This is a genomic window from Dyadobacter sp. CY351 (assembly GCF_021502625.1).
Lineage (GTDB): Bacteria > Bacteroidota > Bacteroidia > Cytophagales > Spirosomataceae > Dyadobacter > Dyadobacter chenhuakuii.
On the sequence record NZ_JAKFFU010000014.1, the window covers coordinates 175,575 to 193,350 of the forward strand.

Here is a 17,776-nt window from a genome sequence, read left to right on the forward strand (position 1 = left end):
ATGCTTGCTATTTCCATTCTCGCATATCTGCTGGCTAACCTGGGCATTGGCCTTTGGGCGTCCCGCAGAATTTCGACAACACAGGATTTTGTTCTGGCAGGCCGGCGGCTGCCGCTCATATTGGCCGCTTCCGCAACTTTCGCTACATGGTTCGGCTCTGAAACCATTATGGGCGCCCCCACAGAATTCGTTGAGCATGGTGTACTAGGCGTCATTGAAGACCCGTTTGGCGCTTCATTGTGCCTGTTGCTGGTGGGATTATTTTTTGCCAGGCGGTTTTATAAAATGAACATTATCACGTTCTGCGACTTTTTCAGGATCCGGTATGGTCGCAACGCCGAGCTGCTGTCGGCTCTATTAATCATTCCCTCCTATTTCAGCTGGATTGCCGCGCAGTTGCTTGCAATGGGCATTGTATTAAAAGTCGTGCTGGGCTGGTCCTTAATCACTTGTATTTTAGGCAGTTCCGTGGTCGTGATCCTTTACACGATCTGGGGCGGAATGTGGTCGATCTCCATTACGGATTTTGTGCAAACGATTATGATCATCGTCGGCCTCGCCATTGTGGCAACCGTTCTTTACAATAAAGTCGGTGGTTTTACGCCGCTGATTGAATCTGCACCGCCAGGGTTTTTCAAGTTTTACCCCGATTTTACATTCAAGGCGTCCGTAGAATATTTCGCTGCCTGGATCACGATCGGACTGGGATCGATTCCACAACAGGATGTTTTTCAAAGGGTTATGTCTGCAAAATCCGCTAATGTTTCGGTCAAAGCAACATTATTGTCATCGCTCATGTACCTGACAGTGGCATTGCTTCCGCTGTTTATAGGCTTATGCGGCCATCACCTTTACCCCGAATCGGACAATGACGGGCAGCTGATCATTCCTAATATGATCTTAAAGCATATGGGACTGCCTTTGCAAATCGTGTTTTTTGGTGCATTGGTTTCTGCGATCCTCAGCACGACGAGCAGCGCGATTATGGCCCCGGCAGCCGTTTTGGGAGAGAATATTTTTAAATTTTTCAACCCAACATTAACCGATCAACAATTGCTCCGCATCATTCGCTGTGGTATTGTGGTGATTACGGGCATATGTATTGTGATGGCCGTTCGGGGCGACAGCATTTTTGAACTGGTTGCAGAATCCTCCGCTTTCAGCCTGGTATCGCTGTTTGTTCCGCTCGCAGCCGGCCTTTACTGGAAAGCCACGAATCAGTTGGGTTGCATTTTGTCAATGCTCGCAGGCCTGATCGCGTGGCTGGTTTGCGCATACATGGAAACAGCATATCCGCCGCTGATCTTCGGCCTGCTTGCCAGTATTGTTGGCATGCTCACGGGCATAGTCTGGGAAAAGGTTTCAACAATAAAAACGGCTTCCTAGTGACTACGGGATCATTATCACGGACCCTGTCGTTTTGCGCGATTCAATGTCGCTATGTGCCTGCGCTGCTTCCGAAAGCGGATATTTTGTAATGTTTATTTTGCCAAATATCCCCGCTTGCAATGCTGAGAATGTATCGCTCGCAAACAGATGCAAACTATCGTAATCCGAAACGTAAGCATTCAGCACCGGTGTAAGCATAGCAATCGACTTTGCGCGTAAAGCTGCATGATCAATGTGTTCGGGCTGGCCCGACGATGACCCGTACAAAACGATTTTTCCGCCTTTTTTCACAATTCCCACAGATTCAGAAAATGTGTCCTTACCAACACCGTCATACACCACATCTACTCCCTTGCCATCTGTAATTCCCAAAACCGATTTCGCAAAACCCTCACAGCCCACCAGAAAAACATGATCTGCACCATTGTCAAGCGCCGTCTGCTTCTTTCCTTCCGAACCCACCGTTCCGATCACCGTCGCACCCAGCGCTTTGGCCCAGCCGGCAACGAGTGACCCTACGCCGCCCGCAGCAGCGTGTACAAGCACTACATCGCCGCGTTTGACTTTGAAAGATTCCTTTACCAACATTCTGGCTGTAAATCCCTTCACCATAATGGCAGCGGCTTCTTCCAGGCTCACATCATCGGGAACATGCACAAGCTGGTGCGTTCCTATCATGCGCATTTCGGCATAAGCGCCCGGGATAAAATGATAAGCCACACGATCGCCGACTTTGAAATCAGTAACCCACGGCCCGATTGCTTCTATAACCCCGGCAGCCTCAACTCCAGGCACATAAGGGAACGATTTAACAGGGAACATGCCGCTTCTGAAATATGTATCCACGAAGTTCAATCCGATAGCGGCCTGCCTGAGCAGCACTTCGCCCGGGCCGGGTTGGTCCAGTATATCTTTGCTGTATGTAAGCACGGAAGGACTTCCCTGCTTGCCGATTTTTATAGAGCTCGATTTATAAGTTGTCTCTTTAATAGTATCTAACATGGCTATCTGTTCAAAAATAATTACGGAACGGTTGTTCCATAATCGGCATTCATCTTACTTTTTTATTGACCTGATCAGAAAGTCTGCCTGCTGTTTCACCATTTCCGGATCCCCATATACGAGAAACAGTTGCCAGAATCCCGTAAAATTGGAAACGATAAAATTGGCCAGCATGGCAGGATCTCTTTTTGCATTAATTTCATCTGCTTTTTGAGCCTTTCTGATCAGGTCTTTGAGCACGTTCACAACGCTGCCCGTATTTTCTTTTAATATCGCATGCACTTCTTCGTCGTCCGAAGCAAGCTCAAAGGCCGATTTCACGCCCATGCAAGTTTTTCCTTCGTCGATGGTCCTGGCGGCAGCTCTTTTAATGATCTTTTCAATCGCTTTAACAGGAGACTTTGCAGCGTCAGTTGCCTGCAAGTAATCATTCAGCATGCCGTCCGAATAGCTTTTCAGACACATTAAAAACAAGCTGTGCTTGTCGCCATAAGTGTCATAAATGCTGCCTCGGTTCAGGCCCATGGTGTCTACAAGATCCTGCATGGAGGTTGCCTGATATCCTTTTTGCCAAAAAATATCCTTCGCTCTTTCCAGCTTTTCTACGGGTTCAAATGCTTTGGTACGTGCCATAATTAACAGACAATTATTACAGAACGATTGTTCCAAAATAAACCATTTTTAGTCAAATACATGCAACACCATGATAATCAATTCACTAGATAATAAATTTGGCAACGCCACCATCCACTTTCAACGCCGAGCCGTTAGTGCCGGAAGACAGCGGACTAGCCACATAAGTAACCAGGTTCGCTATTTCTTCAACCGACGCAAAGCGTTGCAGCAATGAAGTAGGCCGCGCATCCTTGAAGAAATCCGTTTCTGCTTGTTCTGTTGAGACATTATTTGCAGCACCAAGCTGTTTGACAAATTCAGCAACGCCTTCCGATTTCGTTGGCCCGGGCAACACGGAATTAACCGTAACATTTGTGCCCTTTGTCAATTCGGCCAATCCCCTGCTTACAGCCAGCTGAGCCGTTTTGGTCATGCCGTAATGGATCATTTCTTCGGGGATGTTCACTGCCGATTCGCTGGAAATGAAGATGATACGGCCCCAATCCTTCGCGATCATTTTTGGAAAATAGTGACGGGATAAGCGTACACCGCTGAGCACATTCACTTCAAAAAACTTGAACCAATCCGCGTCTGTAATGTCTGTAAATGCCTGAGGCTCAAATATTCCGGCATTGTTGATTAGTATGTCAATTTCAGGAAGGTTTTCCAGTAACGCATTCACTTCTTCCACTTTGGAAAAATCGGCTGCCAAACCAGAAACAGTGCCGGATGGATTGTTTTCTTGCAGGCGCTGAACAGCCTCCGCTACTTTCGATTGTGTTCTGCCGTTGATCACGACATTAGCACCTTCTTTCAATAAATTTTGAGCAATTGCAAAGCCTATTCCCTGGGTAGAACCGCTGATAAATGCCGTTTTCCCTTTCAGTTGTAAATCCATGTCATGTAAATTTTGTAAATTATCCTGATAACACTTCACTTTAAGAAATCGTCCGCATGAAAAACATTTATCTTTTCATTTTCTTCATCGTTACCATTGCCGCACACGCACAAAGTCCTCGCGTATTGATCGTTACGGCACATCCTGATGACGAGACAACATTCCCAGTGACCATTTTCAAAATTACGCACGAGCTAAAAGGGTCGGCAGACCTTGCCTTAATTACGGATGCATCAGGCGGTTACAACGGGCTCGTGGCATCGTCCTATTATGGCATGAACCTGGTGGATTCTGTCGTTGGCAGGAAACATCTGCCGTTGATCCGAAAAAAGGAAATCCTGGCTGCCGGCGAAGTGCTGGGCATTGGCAACTTTTTCTTCCTGGACCAGCTTGATGATTATTACAACCGCAACGAAAAGCCCTATCTGGAAGGAAAAAACTGGAACATTAAATATGTAGAAAGTCGCCTGGATGAAATTCTGGCGAAAGGAAGTTATGACTATGTTTTTTGCCTCGTTCCAAATGAGGGCCAGCACGCTCATCATAAAACGGCTTCAATCAGTGCCATAAGGGCTGTTCAGCGCTTTAAAGGTGATAAAAAACCAATTGTATTGGGCGGAAAAACGCAAAACAAAGGCACTATTTCGAAATTCACCCGGCTGGATGGTTATCCCGAAACAGCGATCAGTTTAACAGCCCCAATCTTCGAATTTGACCGGACCCACGGCTTTGGCGAAGATAAAAAACACAGTTATATGATCGTAGCGGACTGGGTTAAGGCAGCGCATAAGTCACAAAGCGGCGATATGAACCAGGCGATGCATCGCGGCGATCTGGAAACATTTCTCTATTTCGAAATGAACGGCGCTGCCCGGATCGGTGAAGTAAAAGATCTGTTTGAGAAGATCAATAATGCAGGTTTCTCCAAAAAATAGCCAGTGCGATTGCTAATCTTTGCAAACTAATGTCATAAACAAAGAGCTGCCGAATGGCGCTCTCGGGATCAGGAACTGCTCGGTTTTGGTGATGCCTTTTAAAATGGAATTGACCAGTTTACCAGGAAATTTCACGTCCGAATCCAAATGTTCCGTATTGATCTTCTGCTTGCGGATCTGGTAATTTTGCCATTGCCGGACAGCTAAAATGGGCAGCGACAATGCGAAGGGCCAGTAAGTGTTGTGCTTGATGACTAATCCCGAGGCTTTTGCATAATGTATAAATTGTTCCAGCTTAAACCTCCTGAAACTCCCAACGGCCAAGTCATGTGTGCCGGAAAAGGCTTCAAACGCATGAATGTTAATAATGATCAGACCATTTTTGTTAAGCTTTCTTTTGAATCCTGCTAACGCCTGAATGATTTCTTCATCGGTTAGGAAATAAAGCGCATCGTTGCAGGAAATCAGGTCAAACGTCTCGCCCGGTTGAAACGCATTGACGTTCTTTAAATCGCCGAAACCAACATTCAGATTTCGCTCCCGGGAAAAATCAATGGCGTGCTGCGAGTAGTCAAATCCGGCGAGATCAGCATATCCGGCGTCTGTCAAAAATGACAATAAACCGCCTGTTCCGCACGCAGCATCGAGTATTTTAAGGTTATGCTTACCAATGCCGAAATGCGCTTTAATCGCATTTAAAACCTTTTCGTGCAGCACCTGATACCACCATAGCATCCGCTCCACCTCATACATGCGCTGGTACTCGAGTCTGTTATCGATCATATGGCCTCCGCGCTATTGTATTTTATAACATATTGAGGCTGACCGCTCTGCGCCATAAAACTTTTACCGATATACTCTCCTAAAACACTCAGTAATGTGCATTGAATGCCGCCGATGGAGATTAATGTCGCGGTGACGACTTGCCAGCCTTTTGGATCAGGCCCCATCACCCATTGTACGGTAAGATAGCAAAGCAGCAGAAATCCGAACAGGGACAAACCCAGACCGATGGGCAAAAATATGCGGATAGGGAGAGAAGAATAGCAAAATAAGATATTGAGAAACAAGGAAATAAGCTTCTGCCAGGTATAATTGGAGGCTCCCTCTTCCCGCTTTAAGTGGGTAACCTGAACGGTTCCGATGTTGCGCGTGATCCTGAAAATGAGCCCGTCAATGTATGGGTAAGGGCCTTTGTATTTCGTAATTTCCTGCACAACCTCCTGACGGATCAGCTTGAAACTCGACAAGTAAAGGTCCTTTGGTTTGTTCAGCAGATAACTCGTGAGCCAGTTGACCAGCTTGCTTCCCAGATTACGCCCTACTGAATGTTCTTTTTTGGAATAATAAGTGTAAACCACATCATTACCATCGTTTTCGGCCACCTTTATCAGTTTCAAAATCTCTTCCGGCGGGTTCTGAAAATCATCGTCGATCATGACGCAATAATCGCCGTATGCCCAGTTCAGGCCGCAAATGACCGCATTGAATTCGCCGTAATTCCGGCGCAGCGAGATGAAACGGACATTGGCATAATGCTCGGCCAGTTGCTTGCAGACTTTTTCCGAGCCATCCCTGCTGCCGTCATTTACCATCACTATTTCAAAACTGACCTCCGCCAATGCGGTCTGCAAAGTTTCCACGAGCGGCCCGATCGTTTTTTCGCTGTTATATACCGGAATGACAACGGATAATTTCATTGCTGATAATCGAATTGATTAACGGTTTGAATGATATAAGTAACCTCCTCGTTCGTTAGCACCGCATTTAATGGCAAACTAATCACTTCGTTGTGAATTCTTTCCGTTATCGGCAATATCAAATCGTTATATTCCGAAAAAGCCTGCTGCTTGTGGATGGGCAAAGGATAATGCACATTGGTTTGAATGCCATTAGCATCCAGATATGCGATAAATTTGGAGCGATCCGCATGTCTGACCACAAACAAATGCCACGCATCATCCTGAATGCGGTCAGCTGGCGGTAAAATTAAATCCGTTACATTGATTTCACTTAAATAACGCGCTGCAATCTCTCTTCTCCGAGCATTTTCCGCGTCGAGAAAGGGAAGTTTGACATTTAATACCGCAGCCTGAATTTCATCCAGCCGGCTATTAACACCCTGATAATCATTTTTATACCGAACCCGCGACCCGTAATTACGCAGATATCGGATCTTTTCAGCCAGCGCTTCGTCTGCGGTTGTAACAGCACCCGCGTCACCCAGGGCACCCAGATTTTTGGTAGGATAAAAACTGAATGCTGTCGCGTCGGCCATGCTGCCGGCTTTTTTATTTTGATAGATCGCACCGTGCGCCTGGGCGGCGTCGGTAATTACTTTCAGGCCATGCATTCGGGCAAGCGCCATGATCGGTTCCATTTCGCAAATGCGCCCGTAAAGATCTACTGCAATGATCGCCCTGGTTTTTGAGGTAACCTTTTCAGCAATTTTATCAGGATCCAAAAGCATAGTAACCGGATCCGGCTCCACAAAAATGGGTTTAAACCCTAAATAAGCAACCGGCAAAACCGATGCGATATAGGTGTTTGCAGGAACAATTATCTCGCTCTCCCCGGGAAATTCGTAAGCCATGAGAATCAAACTAATGGCATCAAGGCCATTGGCTACGCCCACGCAATGTGCTACGCCACAATAAGTTGCAAATGATCTCTCAAAAGCTTTCAGCTCATTTCCCAGAATATACCAGCCCGACCGGATTACGCGCAGCGAGGCTTCTTCAATGGCATCAAGGTAAGGTGCATTAACCTCGTTCAAATCCAGGAAAGGGATCATTGCGATACGGTGTGTTTCTGCAAATATGGTTCGTCAATGTAGTCGGCAACGTCGTAGTACTCGTTGGAAAGCACCAGCAGGATGGCATCTTGCGTAAATGAGTCCATAATGTGCCAGTCTTTGGGTTCCAGAATGAGACAGGAAGCAGGGTTATCGAGATCGAAATACTCCTCCTTTTCTCCATCATTGGAAAACACCCGACAGCTTCCGTGAATGCAGATCAGCGCATTCCACGTTTTGTGATGCCTGTGCCCGCCACGCTGGGTTTCCCCGGCTCCATAAATGTAAAATACACGTTTGATTGTGCCCGGGATGATCTTTTCAAAGACCGTCAGATTGCCTGCACCGGTATTGAAAGTGTTTAACTCAACTAATTGTGGCATAAATAGATTTACGGGTAAGAGCGTTTTATAATTTTCAGCGAAATAGATTCCAGGACATCGTTTGATCCAACAGCATGAATAACTTCATAGGAAGTGGTTCCAGCCATAAAATCTTGTTATAACCCATATAAAAAACCTGCGGATGCCCGACACAAATGAGCATTGTAAAAAAAAGTATAAGCTTCAATGACGATAGGGACGCCGTTTTATACAAAATGAAAAATGCGGCAAGTATAAAAGGGAAACCATAGGAAAGCGCCCGGTCGATATCATGTACGTAAATGCCTGTTGCTACGAGGATTGAAAAGCCAATAAACAATGCGGCGATCAGCCAGTAACGCCTGGTAAGGAATAACGCCAGCAAAGCACTTCCCATTAACAGCCAGGTCCCTTCAAAAGCCGACCAGATGCTGCTGCCAAGCCCGTTCCGGTGTGCGCTGGCAAACAAAACGGGCGTTCCGATGGTTGAATAGCTGTGATTGGGAAAGTAGGTAGCCAGAACATAATTCCTGACTCCGAAATAACAGATCCAGGCGATCCATACAACAGCACTCTCGCCCAGCAATCCGGCCTTAATCATCCCTGAAAGGCTGAAATCGTTCTTTTCGTAAGCTTTTACAACAATCCACCAAAGCAGCAGATAACCGCCCGCGACAACCGCTCGCTCGTCCGTAAAAAAGGCGATTTGTAATGAAATAAAAATGACGAAAGGGTTACGGCTGAGCAATGCTGTCAGCAGGAAAAAGTAGGCAAAACCATCACCGTAGCCGTGAATGTCTGCGAATGTCCAGACACTGACGAAGATATTTGCAATGGCAAGGACAAAAAAACCGGTGATCAATTTGTCCCCCGAAACCTTAAAAATATACTTGCCAATATTATGAAGAAATAATACACCGCATAATGCCTGCGCCATCAGGATCAGGACTACATTATGATTGGTAATGAATGACAGGAACGGCAATGTCCATCTCAGGATCATATTTTCACGGCGGACATCGTAGTCCATGTCTTTCGGATGAAAAAGATCTTGTGCCTGATTTTGGATAAAAACCCATGCATCGAGTTTTGCACCATTGGCTTTCAGATGTGAGACAAGCAGCGAATAAGGCGGAAATGCGAGAAAAAGAGAAATCAGGACAGACAAAAGCGCCAGTTTCAACAACCAGTTTTTGTCCGATAATTTCGCTGCAAACCAGGAATTAAAAGACTCGTAGAAATTCTCTAAAAGCATAAACTCGTGTAGGGCAAATTGTACCCAAATATACATTTTAATGTTACATACAATGACAGGCTGCGTTTACACCCACAAACCATTTTTTAATATCAGCGTATATAGATAAATCGTAAATACTATACTATTTTTGGAAAAATTTAGATTTTTTGAAAAGACTTCTATCCATAGCGCTTCTGGGTTTACTCTTGTACAACACGTTTGGACTAGCTGTTGCCGTGCTATGTTTTCATAGGGAATTTGAAACTGCCGAAAAGTCCGAAATTGCTTTAAAACACGAAGTTTTGGCCATTCCTGCGCCGTCTCTTCCTTATACGACTTCCTGGGAAAACGAAGATGGAACGGCCGGTCTAATCAAAAAAGATGGTGAATTTTACAATGTTGTTCATCAAAAAATCGAGAACGATACCCTGTTCGTTACACTCCAGTCCAACGCCTCGGCGCGTGAACGGTTCTTTGAGCTAGCGGGCAGTATGAATGATTTGCCGGAAAGTGATCTGGCAAAAAAATCACCATCTAAGCGAGCGCTGAAACTACTTAATGACCTGGTCAAAAGTTATTTGCCCATTGAAACGCGCGCACAGCTGGCCTTTGAATGTTATCAGCTGACCAATTCCGTTTCTTTTCCCGACTATTTCGCTTTATTACCATCTTCCCCCCGTCTGGCCGAATCGCCTCCGCCTGAATTGTCTTAGTTTTTAAGGACTTTATAAATAACTGTGGCTCAGCTTCCTATTTGGGAATTGCTGCTGCTATGTTCCATTTTATATTTCAAAAATCTAAGACAATGAAAAATATATTTACACTCCTGTTTACGGTGTGCCTTTTGATCACGCAATTTACAAATGATATTTTCGCCCAAGGCTGTGTGGCTATTCGCGGCATGAGCCATGCCGGCGCGACTTCTGCGGATTTCTTTAAACAACAAAACGGTAAATTCCAGGTGAATGCCGGATATCGCTTTTTCAGGTCATACAAACATTTCCGCGGCGACCATGAAGAGAAGGAGCGCGTGGAGCAGGGAACGGAGGTGATTAATGTGGCGCATGCACTGGATTTAGGACTTACTTATCAGCCTAATATGCGTTGGTCTATTTCGGTAACATTGCCTGTTCAGCACAATGACCGCTCGTCGCTATACGAACATTATGGAAATGCCATTACTGCGAATCCGGAGCAAAAACGCTTTCATACAAGCTCCAAAGGAATTGGTGATTTGAGAATTTCTACAAGTTACTGGCTACGTGATCCCATGAAGATGCCGAAATTCAATGTTGCCATCGGCGGTGGCATTAAACTTCCAACTGGCGATAAGGCGGTGGAAGGTGAATTTCACAAACTGGACAAGGAAGGCAATGATTACACGATCGTAAAACCGGTGGATCAGTCGATCCAGCTTGGCGACGGCGCTGTCGGATTTTTCCTGGAAACGCAGGGATACCTTTCTTTTACGCCCCGGACGGCGCTATATTTCAACGGTTTCTATTTGTCCAATCCCAAAGAGCATAACGGTGTCAACCGGAACCCGCAATCGGCGACTATAGACCCCATTGTAGGCTATTTCGCTGCCGTAGACCAATTTGCAGCGCGCCTTGGTGTAAGCCAGTCATTAGGTGGTGGATTTTCTGTATTACTAGGCGGTCGCGCAGAAGGCGTTCCATCTAACGACCTGATCGGCAGCAGCAAGGGTTACCGCCGTCCGGGATACGTGATTTCAGGCGAACCAGGCGTTGCCTATATCAAAAACAAATTTTCAGCATCCCTTTCCGTCCCCATCGCCCTCTACCGCAACCGGACGAAAAGCTATGCTGACAAGCAGGATGTCACTGGAAAATCGCACGGCGACGCCGCATTTGCAGATTATCTGATATCTTTTAGTGTAAGTCGCTGGTTTTAACAAAAACAATCCCGGAGGGATATAATCTTGGTAGCAATGTGATAATAACAAATGTTAGAAATCCCGGAGGGATGCAACAATGTGTACGCCGTTGCATCCCTCCGGGATTTGATGTTCGTTCATTCGCTTTATTTGCTACCGATATTTCATCCCTCTGGGATTTATCACTTCCAACTGGGCACAATCCGGCTTCCTTCCTCGGTCTCTTGAATGCTCAGATACGTTTGAATCTCCTGTTGCAGGTCTTCCACATGGCTGATGATGCCAACTATGCGATTCTCCTTCCGCAACGATTTCAGGGTCTCAAAAACAGTTTGCAATGCATTTTTATCCAACGAGCCAAAGCCTTCATCCAGGAAGAAGAAATTATGCTTCGAACCGTTCCTGACGTGAATGTGATCGGCCAGGGCTAATGCTAATGACAGCGCGGCCTGAAATTTCTGGCCGCCTGATAATGTTTTCAGCAAACGCAGATGTCCGCCGTTGAGCAAATCGCGGACCCAGAAACTGTTGCCTTCGCCCAATTCCAGATGCAGCTGCTGATGCGTCATTTGATGGAAGCGATGGTTGGCGGCCTGGATGAGATTTTGCAGGTAAATGCTGGATGCATAATCCACAAAACCGCTGGAACGGAACAGCTTGGTAAGATCGTCCAAATGTTCTTTTCGTAATTGCAAACGGGCTTTTTCGGTTAGTAATGCTGCTTTTTTAGCCAGATCTTCGGCCATTTTTTTCAGTAACCGGTCCAATCCGCCTTCTTCTTTACGGAATGCATTGAGGCTTTCGGTTAATGTTTCCCTGGCCTTAATGACCGTTTCGTGCTGCTCAGGATCGTATTGCTGCTCCGTATTTTCCTTCAAAAGATTGTCCAGATCCCGTGAAGTCGTATCCAGAGCATATTTGAAAGTCTCAATCGCCTTTCTTTCGGACTCAATCTGAATAGGCTTTTGCAAAATCGATTTCACCTGATCTTCGGATTCAAAATTGAATGCTCTTAACTGCGCCTCCACACTGATTTGCAATTCAGCGAGGTCGCGCTGACTGGAATCCAATGTTGTTTTTAATGTCTGCTGGGCACCGGAGAGCACATCTTTTTCTTTCTGCACTCCATCAAGATCCTTTTCTGATTTTTCAAACAGGCTGGTGATTTCTTTATAACTGCTTTTAAAGGCTGTAATTTTTTCTAAAATTGCTGCTTTCGGTTGATCTTCAAATTCGCGCAGATTGACCTTTTGAAGTTGGCCTGCCAATGTTAGAACTGTGTTTTCAAAGCGCAGGATTTCATCTTTCAAACTTTGCAACGGCTTCTCAATCTTCTCCGTTTTTTCAAGATTCTCTGTTTCGATTTTCAAAGACAAAGCCTTAATCGCCGCGTCCGCCTCCTTTATTTCAGACTGATTTTTAGTAATCTCTGTAAAATGCTTTTCAAAACCCGCACGATCATTTTTATCAAATTTATTCCAAACAAAAAGCTTCTCATGTGCTTCAATCTGCACTTTTGCGTCCGTCCAGCGCTGCTTAATGGTCGCTTTCAGCTTTTCGAGATTGTCGATTTGATTGTAAATTCTTTCAACCGGCGCTTGGGATGTGCGGATGGCTTTTTCCTGTGCGGATAATGTTGCAAGCGCACTTTCCACAATTTTAATGTGCTCGCTAACAACATGATCCGCATGCAAAACAGCCGGATGATGCGCCGATCCGCACAATGGACAAGGTTCGCCGTCCACAATCGCGCCTGCATATTGATGCAATGCGAGTTTGGTATGAAGCGAAAGCAGCTCCCGGTTTTTATCCCTCGTTTCTGCTTCTGAGTGGGTTAAAAATGTTTGGATAGACTGCTGAAAAGCTTCTAGTGTAGCATTTTCAGCAAGATTAAGCTGGAATTTGGCATTAATGTCGTCGATTTTCGCAATTAACATTTGTTGCTGGGCAGTAATGTCCGCCTGCAATGTTTCCGCCTCGGTTTTTACGGATTGCCGCTTTTCAATTAATGCATCGCAAGTCGTGAACCAGGCCTTGATCTCACTGATTTCCTGAATGTCCGAAAGGGCATTTTTACGTTGCTCATTTTCAGATTCCTTTTCCTGCTTTTGTTTGGTTAAGCGGGTTATGGATGCTTCCTTTTCTTTCAGTTGCTCATTTCCACGCGTTAACGCTTCTTTCCTTTTTTCCGCAGAAACCCTGTTATCAAGGATTTGAATGATCTTCTCCAGCTCATCCGCCGTATCCAGCAGTTCTTCACGCTTTTCGTATTGCGGTTGCAGGCGGGTTAGTAATCCCTGTTGTTTTTCGGCCAGCCTTGTGAGCTCGTCCAGGCGTATTTTGTTGTTTTCAACTATTTTCTGATCCCGGGCAATGCCCGCATTCAATGTGTTTTTTTGATCTAAAATGGATTTGAAATGAATAGAGCACGTTTCGAAGATCTTCAACATCGCCTCCCGTTCCAGCATAACCGGACGCTCGGCCTCTAATGTTTGCAGCTGCGTTTGCAGCAACCTGACTTTTTCAGCGGTCAATTTCAGTTTTTGAAATGCCGTTTCCAGTTCGGTTTGGATGCGCAGCTCTTCGCTTACTTTCTGGATTTCAAGCCTGACTTCTTCCCGACGCTTTTCTTCCGCTGCCACCATTTCGCCAGTCACTTCGCCTACGCCTGTCAGCTGGCCGTCCACATTGGACATGGCGAGGTCATTTTGCTTGGTTAATGAACCTACATTCCGGCTCAAATCATATTTTTCGAGCTGGAAAAGCTCTTTCATCATCCGCGTCCGGTCGGCGTCGCGCAGCTCGATGAATTCCTGAAAACGGCCCTGAGGGATAATGATCGTGCGCCGAAAATTGTCATAGCTCAGGCCAATGATCGTTTCTGCATTCTCATTTTCCGCAAGCGGCACCCAGTTTTCGTCCTGCCACACATAGCCCCGACGGTCGAAGGTTTTTACGTCTTTGAAATTTTTACTATTCCGTTTTCCCCGAACTGTGAAACGGTAACGATCTCCATTTTTCCCTGCAATGCATTCAAAATCAATGGCTAACTCATCCGAACGGAGGTTCATCATGTTGTACGTGCGGTCGTCGCCCTTGCTATTGAGCCGCTCGGTGTCGCCGTACAAGGCGAATGTGATTGCTTCAAGTATGGATGATTTCCCGCTTCCTACCGCGCCAAAAATCCCGAACAATGATGCGTCCGTTAATGCATTAAAATGGATTTCCTGCTCGGTCTGGTAGGAATACAGACCTTTGATTTTGAGATAAATAGGAATCATGTGCTATAAACTTGCCAGCAGATCATCCAGATATTCCCGGCTGTTGCTTAGTCTTGGAACCTTGTTTTGTCCGCCCAGCTTGTGGAGTTTTCCCATCCAGGCATAGAATGTGCCCGATGGAACAAAATGGACTTTGGGCATCAGCAGCGCCATATCTTTGTATCGTTTGGCGTCGTAATCTGAATTAACTTCGCGCAACGCTTCGTCGAGCAAGGCGATGAAATGTTCGCGGTCGTTGGGCTCTTTGGTAAATTCAATGATCCACTCGTGCCTTCCGCGCGAGCCGTCGCCCATGTAAACGGGCCCGGCTGTGTAATTGGCCACCAGCGAATCGGTTTTTTGAGTTGCTATTTTAACTGCATAATCCGCATTCTCCACAATCACCTCCTCACCAAATGCATTGATAAAATGCTTCGTCCGTCCACTTACTTTCAACCTGAATGGATAAGTTGAAGTAAATTTCACCGTGTCCCCAATTAGGTAGCGCCATAAGCCGGCATTTGTAGAAATAACCAGCGCGTAATTTTTACCAATCTCAACCTCATCCAAAAGCAACGCCTTCGGATGCGGCTTACCGACTTCTTCCACGGGAACGAACTCATAAAAAATGCCATAATCCAGCATTAACAGCATTTCTCCAACGCGATTTACGTCGTCCTGGATGGCAAAAAACCCTTCGGAAGCGCTGTAAGTTTCGAGATATAACACTTGGTCGGAAGGGAAATATTTGGTCATAAAGAGATCCCTGTATGGCTCAAAAGAAACCGCGCCATGGACGAAAACCTCGAAATTGGGCCACACTTCAAGCATATTTTTCTTGCCCGTCAGTTCGAGAATCTGGTCCAGCAGCACAATGGTCCACGTTGGAACACCGAGAATGCTTGTTACATCCTCCTGCGAGCATATAGACGCCATTTTTTCCAATTTGCTTTCCCAATGATCCATTAAGGCAACATCCAGTGGTGGCGTTCGCATAAACTCGGCCCAGGAAGGCAGATTTTGCATAATAACCGCCGAAACGTCGCCAATTTGGGTATAGTCATCAAATGGATTGGCATGCAATGTGCCCCCTATCGACAAACCTTTACCATCAAAAACCCGCGTATCAGGCCGGTTATTGATGAGCAATGTCATCATATCCTTACCGCCTTCGTAATGGCATTCTTCCAACGCTTCGGGCGAAACGGGCAGGAACTTGCTTCTTGCATTGGTAGTCCCGGAAGACTTTGAGAACCAGTCGATCTGCGACGGCCACATCACATTCGGCTCACCGCGCAGGACGCGTTCAATGTAGGGATAAATTTCTTCGTAAGTTGAAACGGGCACCTGCTCCTGGAACTCTTTGACATTCCGGATCTGGCCATAATTGTATTTACTCCCCCATTCCGTGTAACGCGCGGTTTCAATTAATTCAGAAAAAACGCGCTCCTGGGTTTCAATCGGGTTTTTCATAAACTGCTCGATCCTTTCGAAGCGTCGCTTCAAAAACCAGACAGTCATATCGTTAACCAGCTTCATGAGTCAATCAGTTAGGAACTTTGGCATTGCATCGGCATTGCATTCGCATTGCAATTTGTAAAAATAGCAATAAAAAATGGTGGGAGAACAGTTTGAACATGTTCCTCCACCATACATTTCAGGATAAGCCGGTTAAGACCTCGTGCTAAACTTTCTATAAATAAAGAGCAGAATTACCGCCCCCAAAATCGCTATAAAAAGACTTCCGATATTGAAACCATCCACTGTTCCGTAGCCCAGCATGGAAGAAATCCAGCCACCTATGACTGCACCCGCGATACCAATCAAAATGGTGACGATAAAGCCGCCCGGATCTTTTCCTGGGTGAATGGCTTTTGCAATTGCGCCCGCAATGAGGCCGACGATGATCCATGTTATGATTCCCATAAAGCTCAGTTTAGTTTAATGTTTGTTTGCAGCATTAATTACAAAAACTGTGCCCTCGGAAATCTATTTATCATAGAACATATTGCTGCCGCCTGCTTTCCGGCTTATTGTCGATATAATCTCCTGATCCTCTTCCTCCTGCACTGTCCGGGCATTTTTTTGTCTGACAATGCGGTTTCCGGTGATCTTGAAAAGCGCCTCACCCAGCAACGGATCTTTGGGATTCCCGTAAGGATAAAGCAGGTTGCCCTCGCTCGCCGCAATGTCCGGCGTAAAACCGACGCTGTAATCCGACTTTTTATCCTTATTCAAAGATTTTGAAACAATAGGCTGCAAGCCCCATTTTACTTTCTTTTTGGAATCTGTCAACGTCACCGAACCCACATTCTTGCCAACCGTTTTCCCGCCAACGAGCGTCACATTCATATAAGGTTTCAAACCATTAATAAGCAATTCACTCGCCGAAGCCGATCGTGAGGAAACCAGGAAAACCACGTCATTCAGCTGATTACCAATGTTCTGGCTTTTGCTGGCAAACTTGTCATAGAAATAAGTTTCACCGAATTTCTTCATGTTTGTCTCCGTAACCTCCGTGTTGTATTCTTTGTAATAAAAAATATCGCTGGCCGTCGCTTTGGCGATAAGACTCGCAAAATTGGTCGCTGAACTTACATAACCACCCGGATTATAGCGCAAGTCCACGATCAACGCATTGACATTCGCATCTTTGAATTTGGTAAAAATAGCATCCAGCTTCTTGTCATATTGCTTATTGTCGGCTTGGTAAGGCTCCGGAATGAACTGATGGTAAACCACATAGCCGATCCGGTGTGCGCCAATGTTATAAAGCGTGTCAAAGAAAACAGGATCTTCCTGCAACACCACCGGCGTAATGTCACGCTTGGTTGTGCCGTCCGTCAAAACACCACCGGCGGAGAGTGTTGCCAATGTATAAGTGAGCTTCTCCTGCGAATTCAGGAGTTTGCTGTAATTGCTGCCGGTAAGTTTCTGATCGTTAATGCTGTTGAAAATATCGCCCCTTTTGAAGCCCGCTTTGGCCGCAGGGGATTCGGGCAGCACGTAAAGCACCACGCCGATCACATTCTGGCTGCCTGTTGGGAAATAAGTCAGCTTATATTCCATCCCGGACGCTTTCGACTGGCCGCCCAGGGACGCTTCCAGCTCCTCGGCGCTTTCCTGTATCCAGGAAAACCGGTCACCGTCGGGCCGCAACGTGGCGTCGTATTTATAAAGCAATGATTCAAAAAACGAGGCGGGATCTTTGGTATAATCTGGTTTGGTGGTCATGTCATCATTCCAGTAATACCAATATTTCATGTTCTCATAAATCCACTGATTCGTCTCCGTTTCAGTCGCGGGATCCACGTTTTTTTCTTTGCAAGAAATCACCGCCGCACTTGTCAGCAGGATGGCCAGAAATAGTTTTATTTTCATAAACGG

Annotated in this window: 16 protein-coding genes; 4 read left to right on the plus strand and 12 right to left on the minus strand. The window is 45.9% G+C overall.

Annotation, left to right across the window (positions count from 1 at the left end; translation table 11 throughout):
- Positions 1–1,386 carry a sodium:solute symporter family protein gene (locus L0660_RS23640; RefSeq protein WP_235161596.1) on the plus strand — a complete coding sequence of 462 codons (1,386 nt, stop codon included), beginning with the start codon at positions 1–3 and terminating at the stop codon, positions 1,384–1,386.
- 3 nt (positions 1,387–1,389) lie between these two features.
- Here L0660_RS23640 and L0660_RS23645 read toward each other — a convergent pair whose 3' ends face one another.
- The 3 genes from L0660_RS23645 to L0660_RS23655 all read right to left on the minus strand — a co-directional run bounded on the left by L0660_RS23645 (position 1,390) and on the right by L0660_RS23655 (position 3,904).
- The gene (locus tag L0660_RS23645) at positions 1,390–2,391 is read right to left on the minus strand and encodes a quinone oxidoreductase (protein WP_235161597.1); all 1,002 of its coding nucleotides are present in this window, start codon (positions 2,389–2,391) and stop codon (positions 1,390–1,392) included.
- A 54-nt stretch (positions 2,392–2,445) separates the two neighbouring features.
- Positions 2,446–3,024 (minus strand): TetR/AcrR family transcriptional regulator, encoded by a 579-nt coding sequence (locus L0660_RS23650; protein ID WP_235161598.1) that lies wholly within the window; start codon positions 3,022–3,024, stop codon positions 2,446–2,448.
- 85 nt (positions 3,025–3,109) lie between these two features.
- Complete coding sequence (locus L0660_RS23655) at positions 3,110–3,904, minus strand: SDR family NAD(P)-dependent oxidoreductase (protein WP_235161599.1); 795 nt, start codon at positions 3,902–3,904, stop codon at positions 3,110–3,112.
- 56 nt (positions 3,905–3,960) lie between these two features.
- On the opposite strand from L0660_RS23655, the gene L0660_RS23660 reads away from it, so the two are divergent.
- Positions 3,961–4,839, plus strand: coding sequence for a PIG-L family deacetylase (locus L0660_RS23660; protein ID WP_235161600.1), 879 nt, complete (start codon positions 3,961–3,963; stop codon positions 4,837–4,839).
- A 12-nt stretch (positions 4,840–4,851) separates the two neighbouring features.
- On the opposite strand, the gene L0660_RS23665 is transcribed toward L0660_RS23660, so the two are convergent.
- Genes L0660_RS23665 through L0660_RS23685 form a run of 5 tightly spaced genes read right to left on the minus strand, consistent with a single transcriptional unit; the run spans position 4,852 to position 9,250 of the window.
- On the minus strand, positions 4,852–5,622 hold the full coding sequence (locus L0660_RS23665; protein WP_235161601.1) for a class I SAM-dependent methyltransferase: 771 nt from the start codon (positions 5,620–5,622) through the stop codon (positions 4,852–4,854).
- Complete coding sequence (locus L0660_RS23670; RefSeq protein ID WP_233798955.1) at positions 5,619–6,539, minus strand: glycosyltransferase family 2 protein; 921 nt, start codon at positions 6,537–6,539, stop codon at positions 5,619–5,621. Before L0660_RS23670 ends, L0660_RS23665 begins: the two co-directional genes overlap by 4 nt.
- Positions 6,536–7,633, minus strand: a complete 1,098-nt coding sequence (locus tag L0660_RS23675; protein WP_235161602.1) for a DegT/DnrJ/EryC1/StrS aminotransferase family protein — start codon at positions 7,631–7,633, stop codon at positions 6,536–6,538. The genes L0660_RS23670 and L0660_RS23675 overlap by 4 nt, the downstream gene beginning before the upstream one ends.
- The gene (locus L0660_RS23680) at positions 7,630–8,016 is read right to left on the minus strand and encodes an FdtA/QdtA family cupin domain-containing protein (RefSeq protein ID WP_235161603.1); all 387 of its coding nucleotides are present in this window, start codon (positions 8,014–8,016) and stop codon (positions 7,630–7,632) included. Before L0660_RS23680 ends, L0660_RS23675 begins: the two co-directional genes overlap by 4 nt.
- Positions 8,017–8,050: 34 nt before the next feature.
- Positions 8,051–9,250 carry a hypothetical protein gene (locus L0660_RS23685; RefSeq protein WP_235161604.1) on the minus strand — a complete coding sequence of 400 codons (1,200 nt, stop codon included), beginning with the start codon at positions 9,248–9,250 and terminating at the stop codon, positions 8,051–8,053.
- Between the two features lie 149 nt (positions 9,251–9,399).
- On the opposite strand from L0660_RS23685, the gene L0660_RS23690 reads away from it, so the two are divergent.
- Positions 9,400–9,945, plus strand: coding sequence for a hypothetical protein (locus L0660_RS23690; RefSeq protein ID WP_235161605.1), 546 nt, complete (start codon positions 9,400–9,402; stop codon positions 9,943–9,945).
- 92 nt (positions 9,946–10,037) lie between these two features.
- Positions 10,038–11,147, plus strand: coding sequence for a hypothetical protein (locus L0660_RS23695; protein WP_235161606.1), 1,110 nt, complete (start codon positions 10,038–10,040; stop codon positions 11,145–11,147).
- A gap of 164 nt (positions 11,148–11,311) precedes the next feature.
- On the opposite strand, the gene L0660_RS23700 is transcribed toward L0660_RS23695, so the two are convergent.
- The 4 genes from L0660_RS23700 to L0660_RS23715 all read right to left on the minus strand — a co-directional run bounded on the left by L0660_RS23700 (position 11,312) and on the right by L0660_RS23715 (position 17,770).
- On the minus strand, positions 11,312–14,410 hold the full coding sequence (locus L0660_RS23700) for an AAA family ATPase (protein WP_235161607.1): 3,099 nt from the start codon (positions 14,408–14,410) through the stop codon (positions 11,312–11,314).
- 3 nt (positions 14,411–14,413) lie between these two features.
- On the minus strand, positions 14,414–15,928 hold the full coding sequence (locus tag L0660_RS23705; protein WP_235161608.1) for a GH3 auxin-responsive promoter family protein: 1,515 nt from the start codon (positions 15,926–15,928) through the stop codon (positions 14,414–14,416).
- Positions 15,929–16,060: 132 nt separating this feature from the next.
- Positions 16,061–16,315 carry a GlsB/YeaQ/YmgE family stress response membrane protein gene (locus tag L0660_RS23710; protein ID WP_026631826.1) on the minus strand — a complete coding sequence of 85 codons (255 nt, stop codon included), beginning with the start codon at positions 16,313–16,315 and terminating at the stop codon, positions 16,061–16,063.
- A gap of 63 nt (positions 16,316–16,378) precedes the next feature.
- Positions 16,379–17,770, minus strand: coding sequence for a S41 family peptidase (locus L0660_RS23715; RefSeq protein WP_235161609.1), 1,392 nt, complete (start codon positions 17,768–17,770; stop codon positions 16,379–16,381).
- Positions 17,771–17,776: the final 6 nt, after the last annotated feature.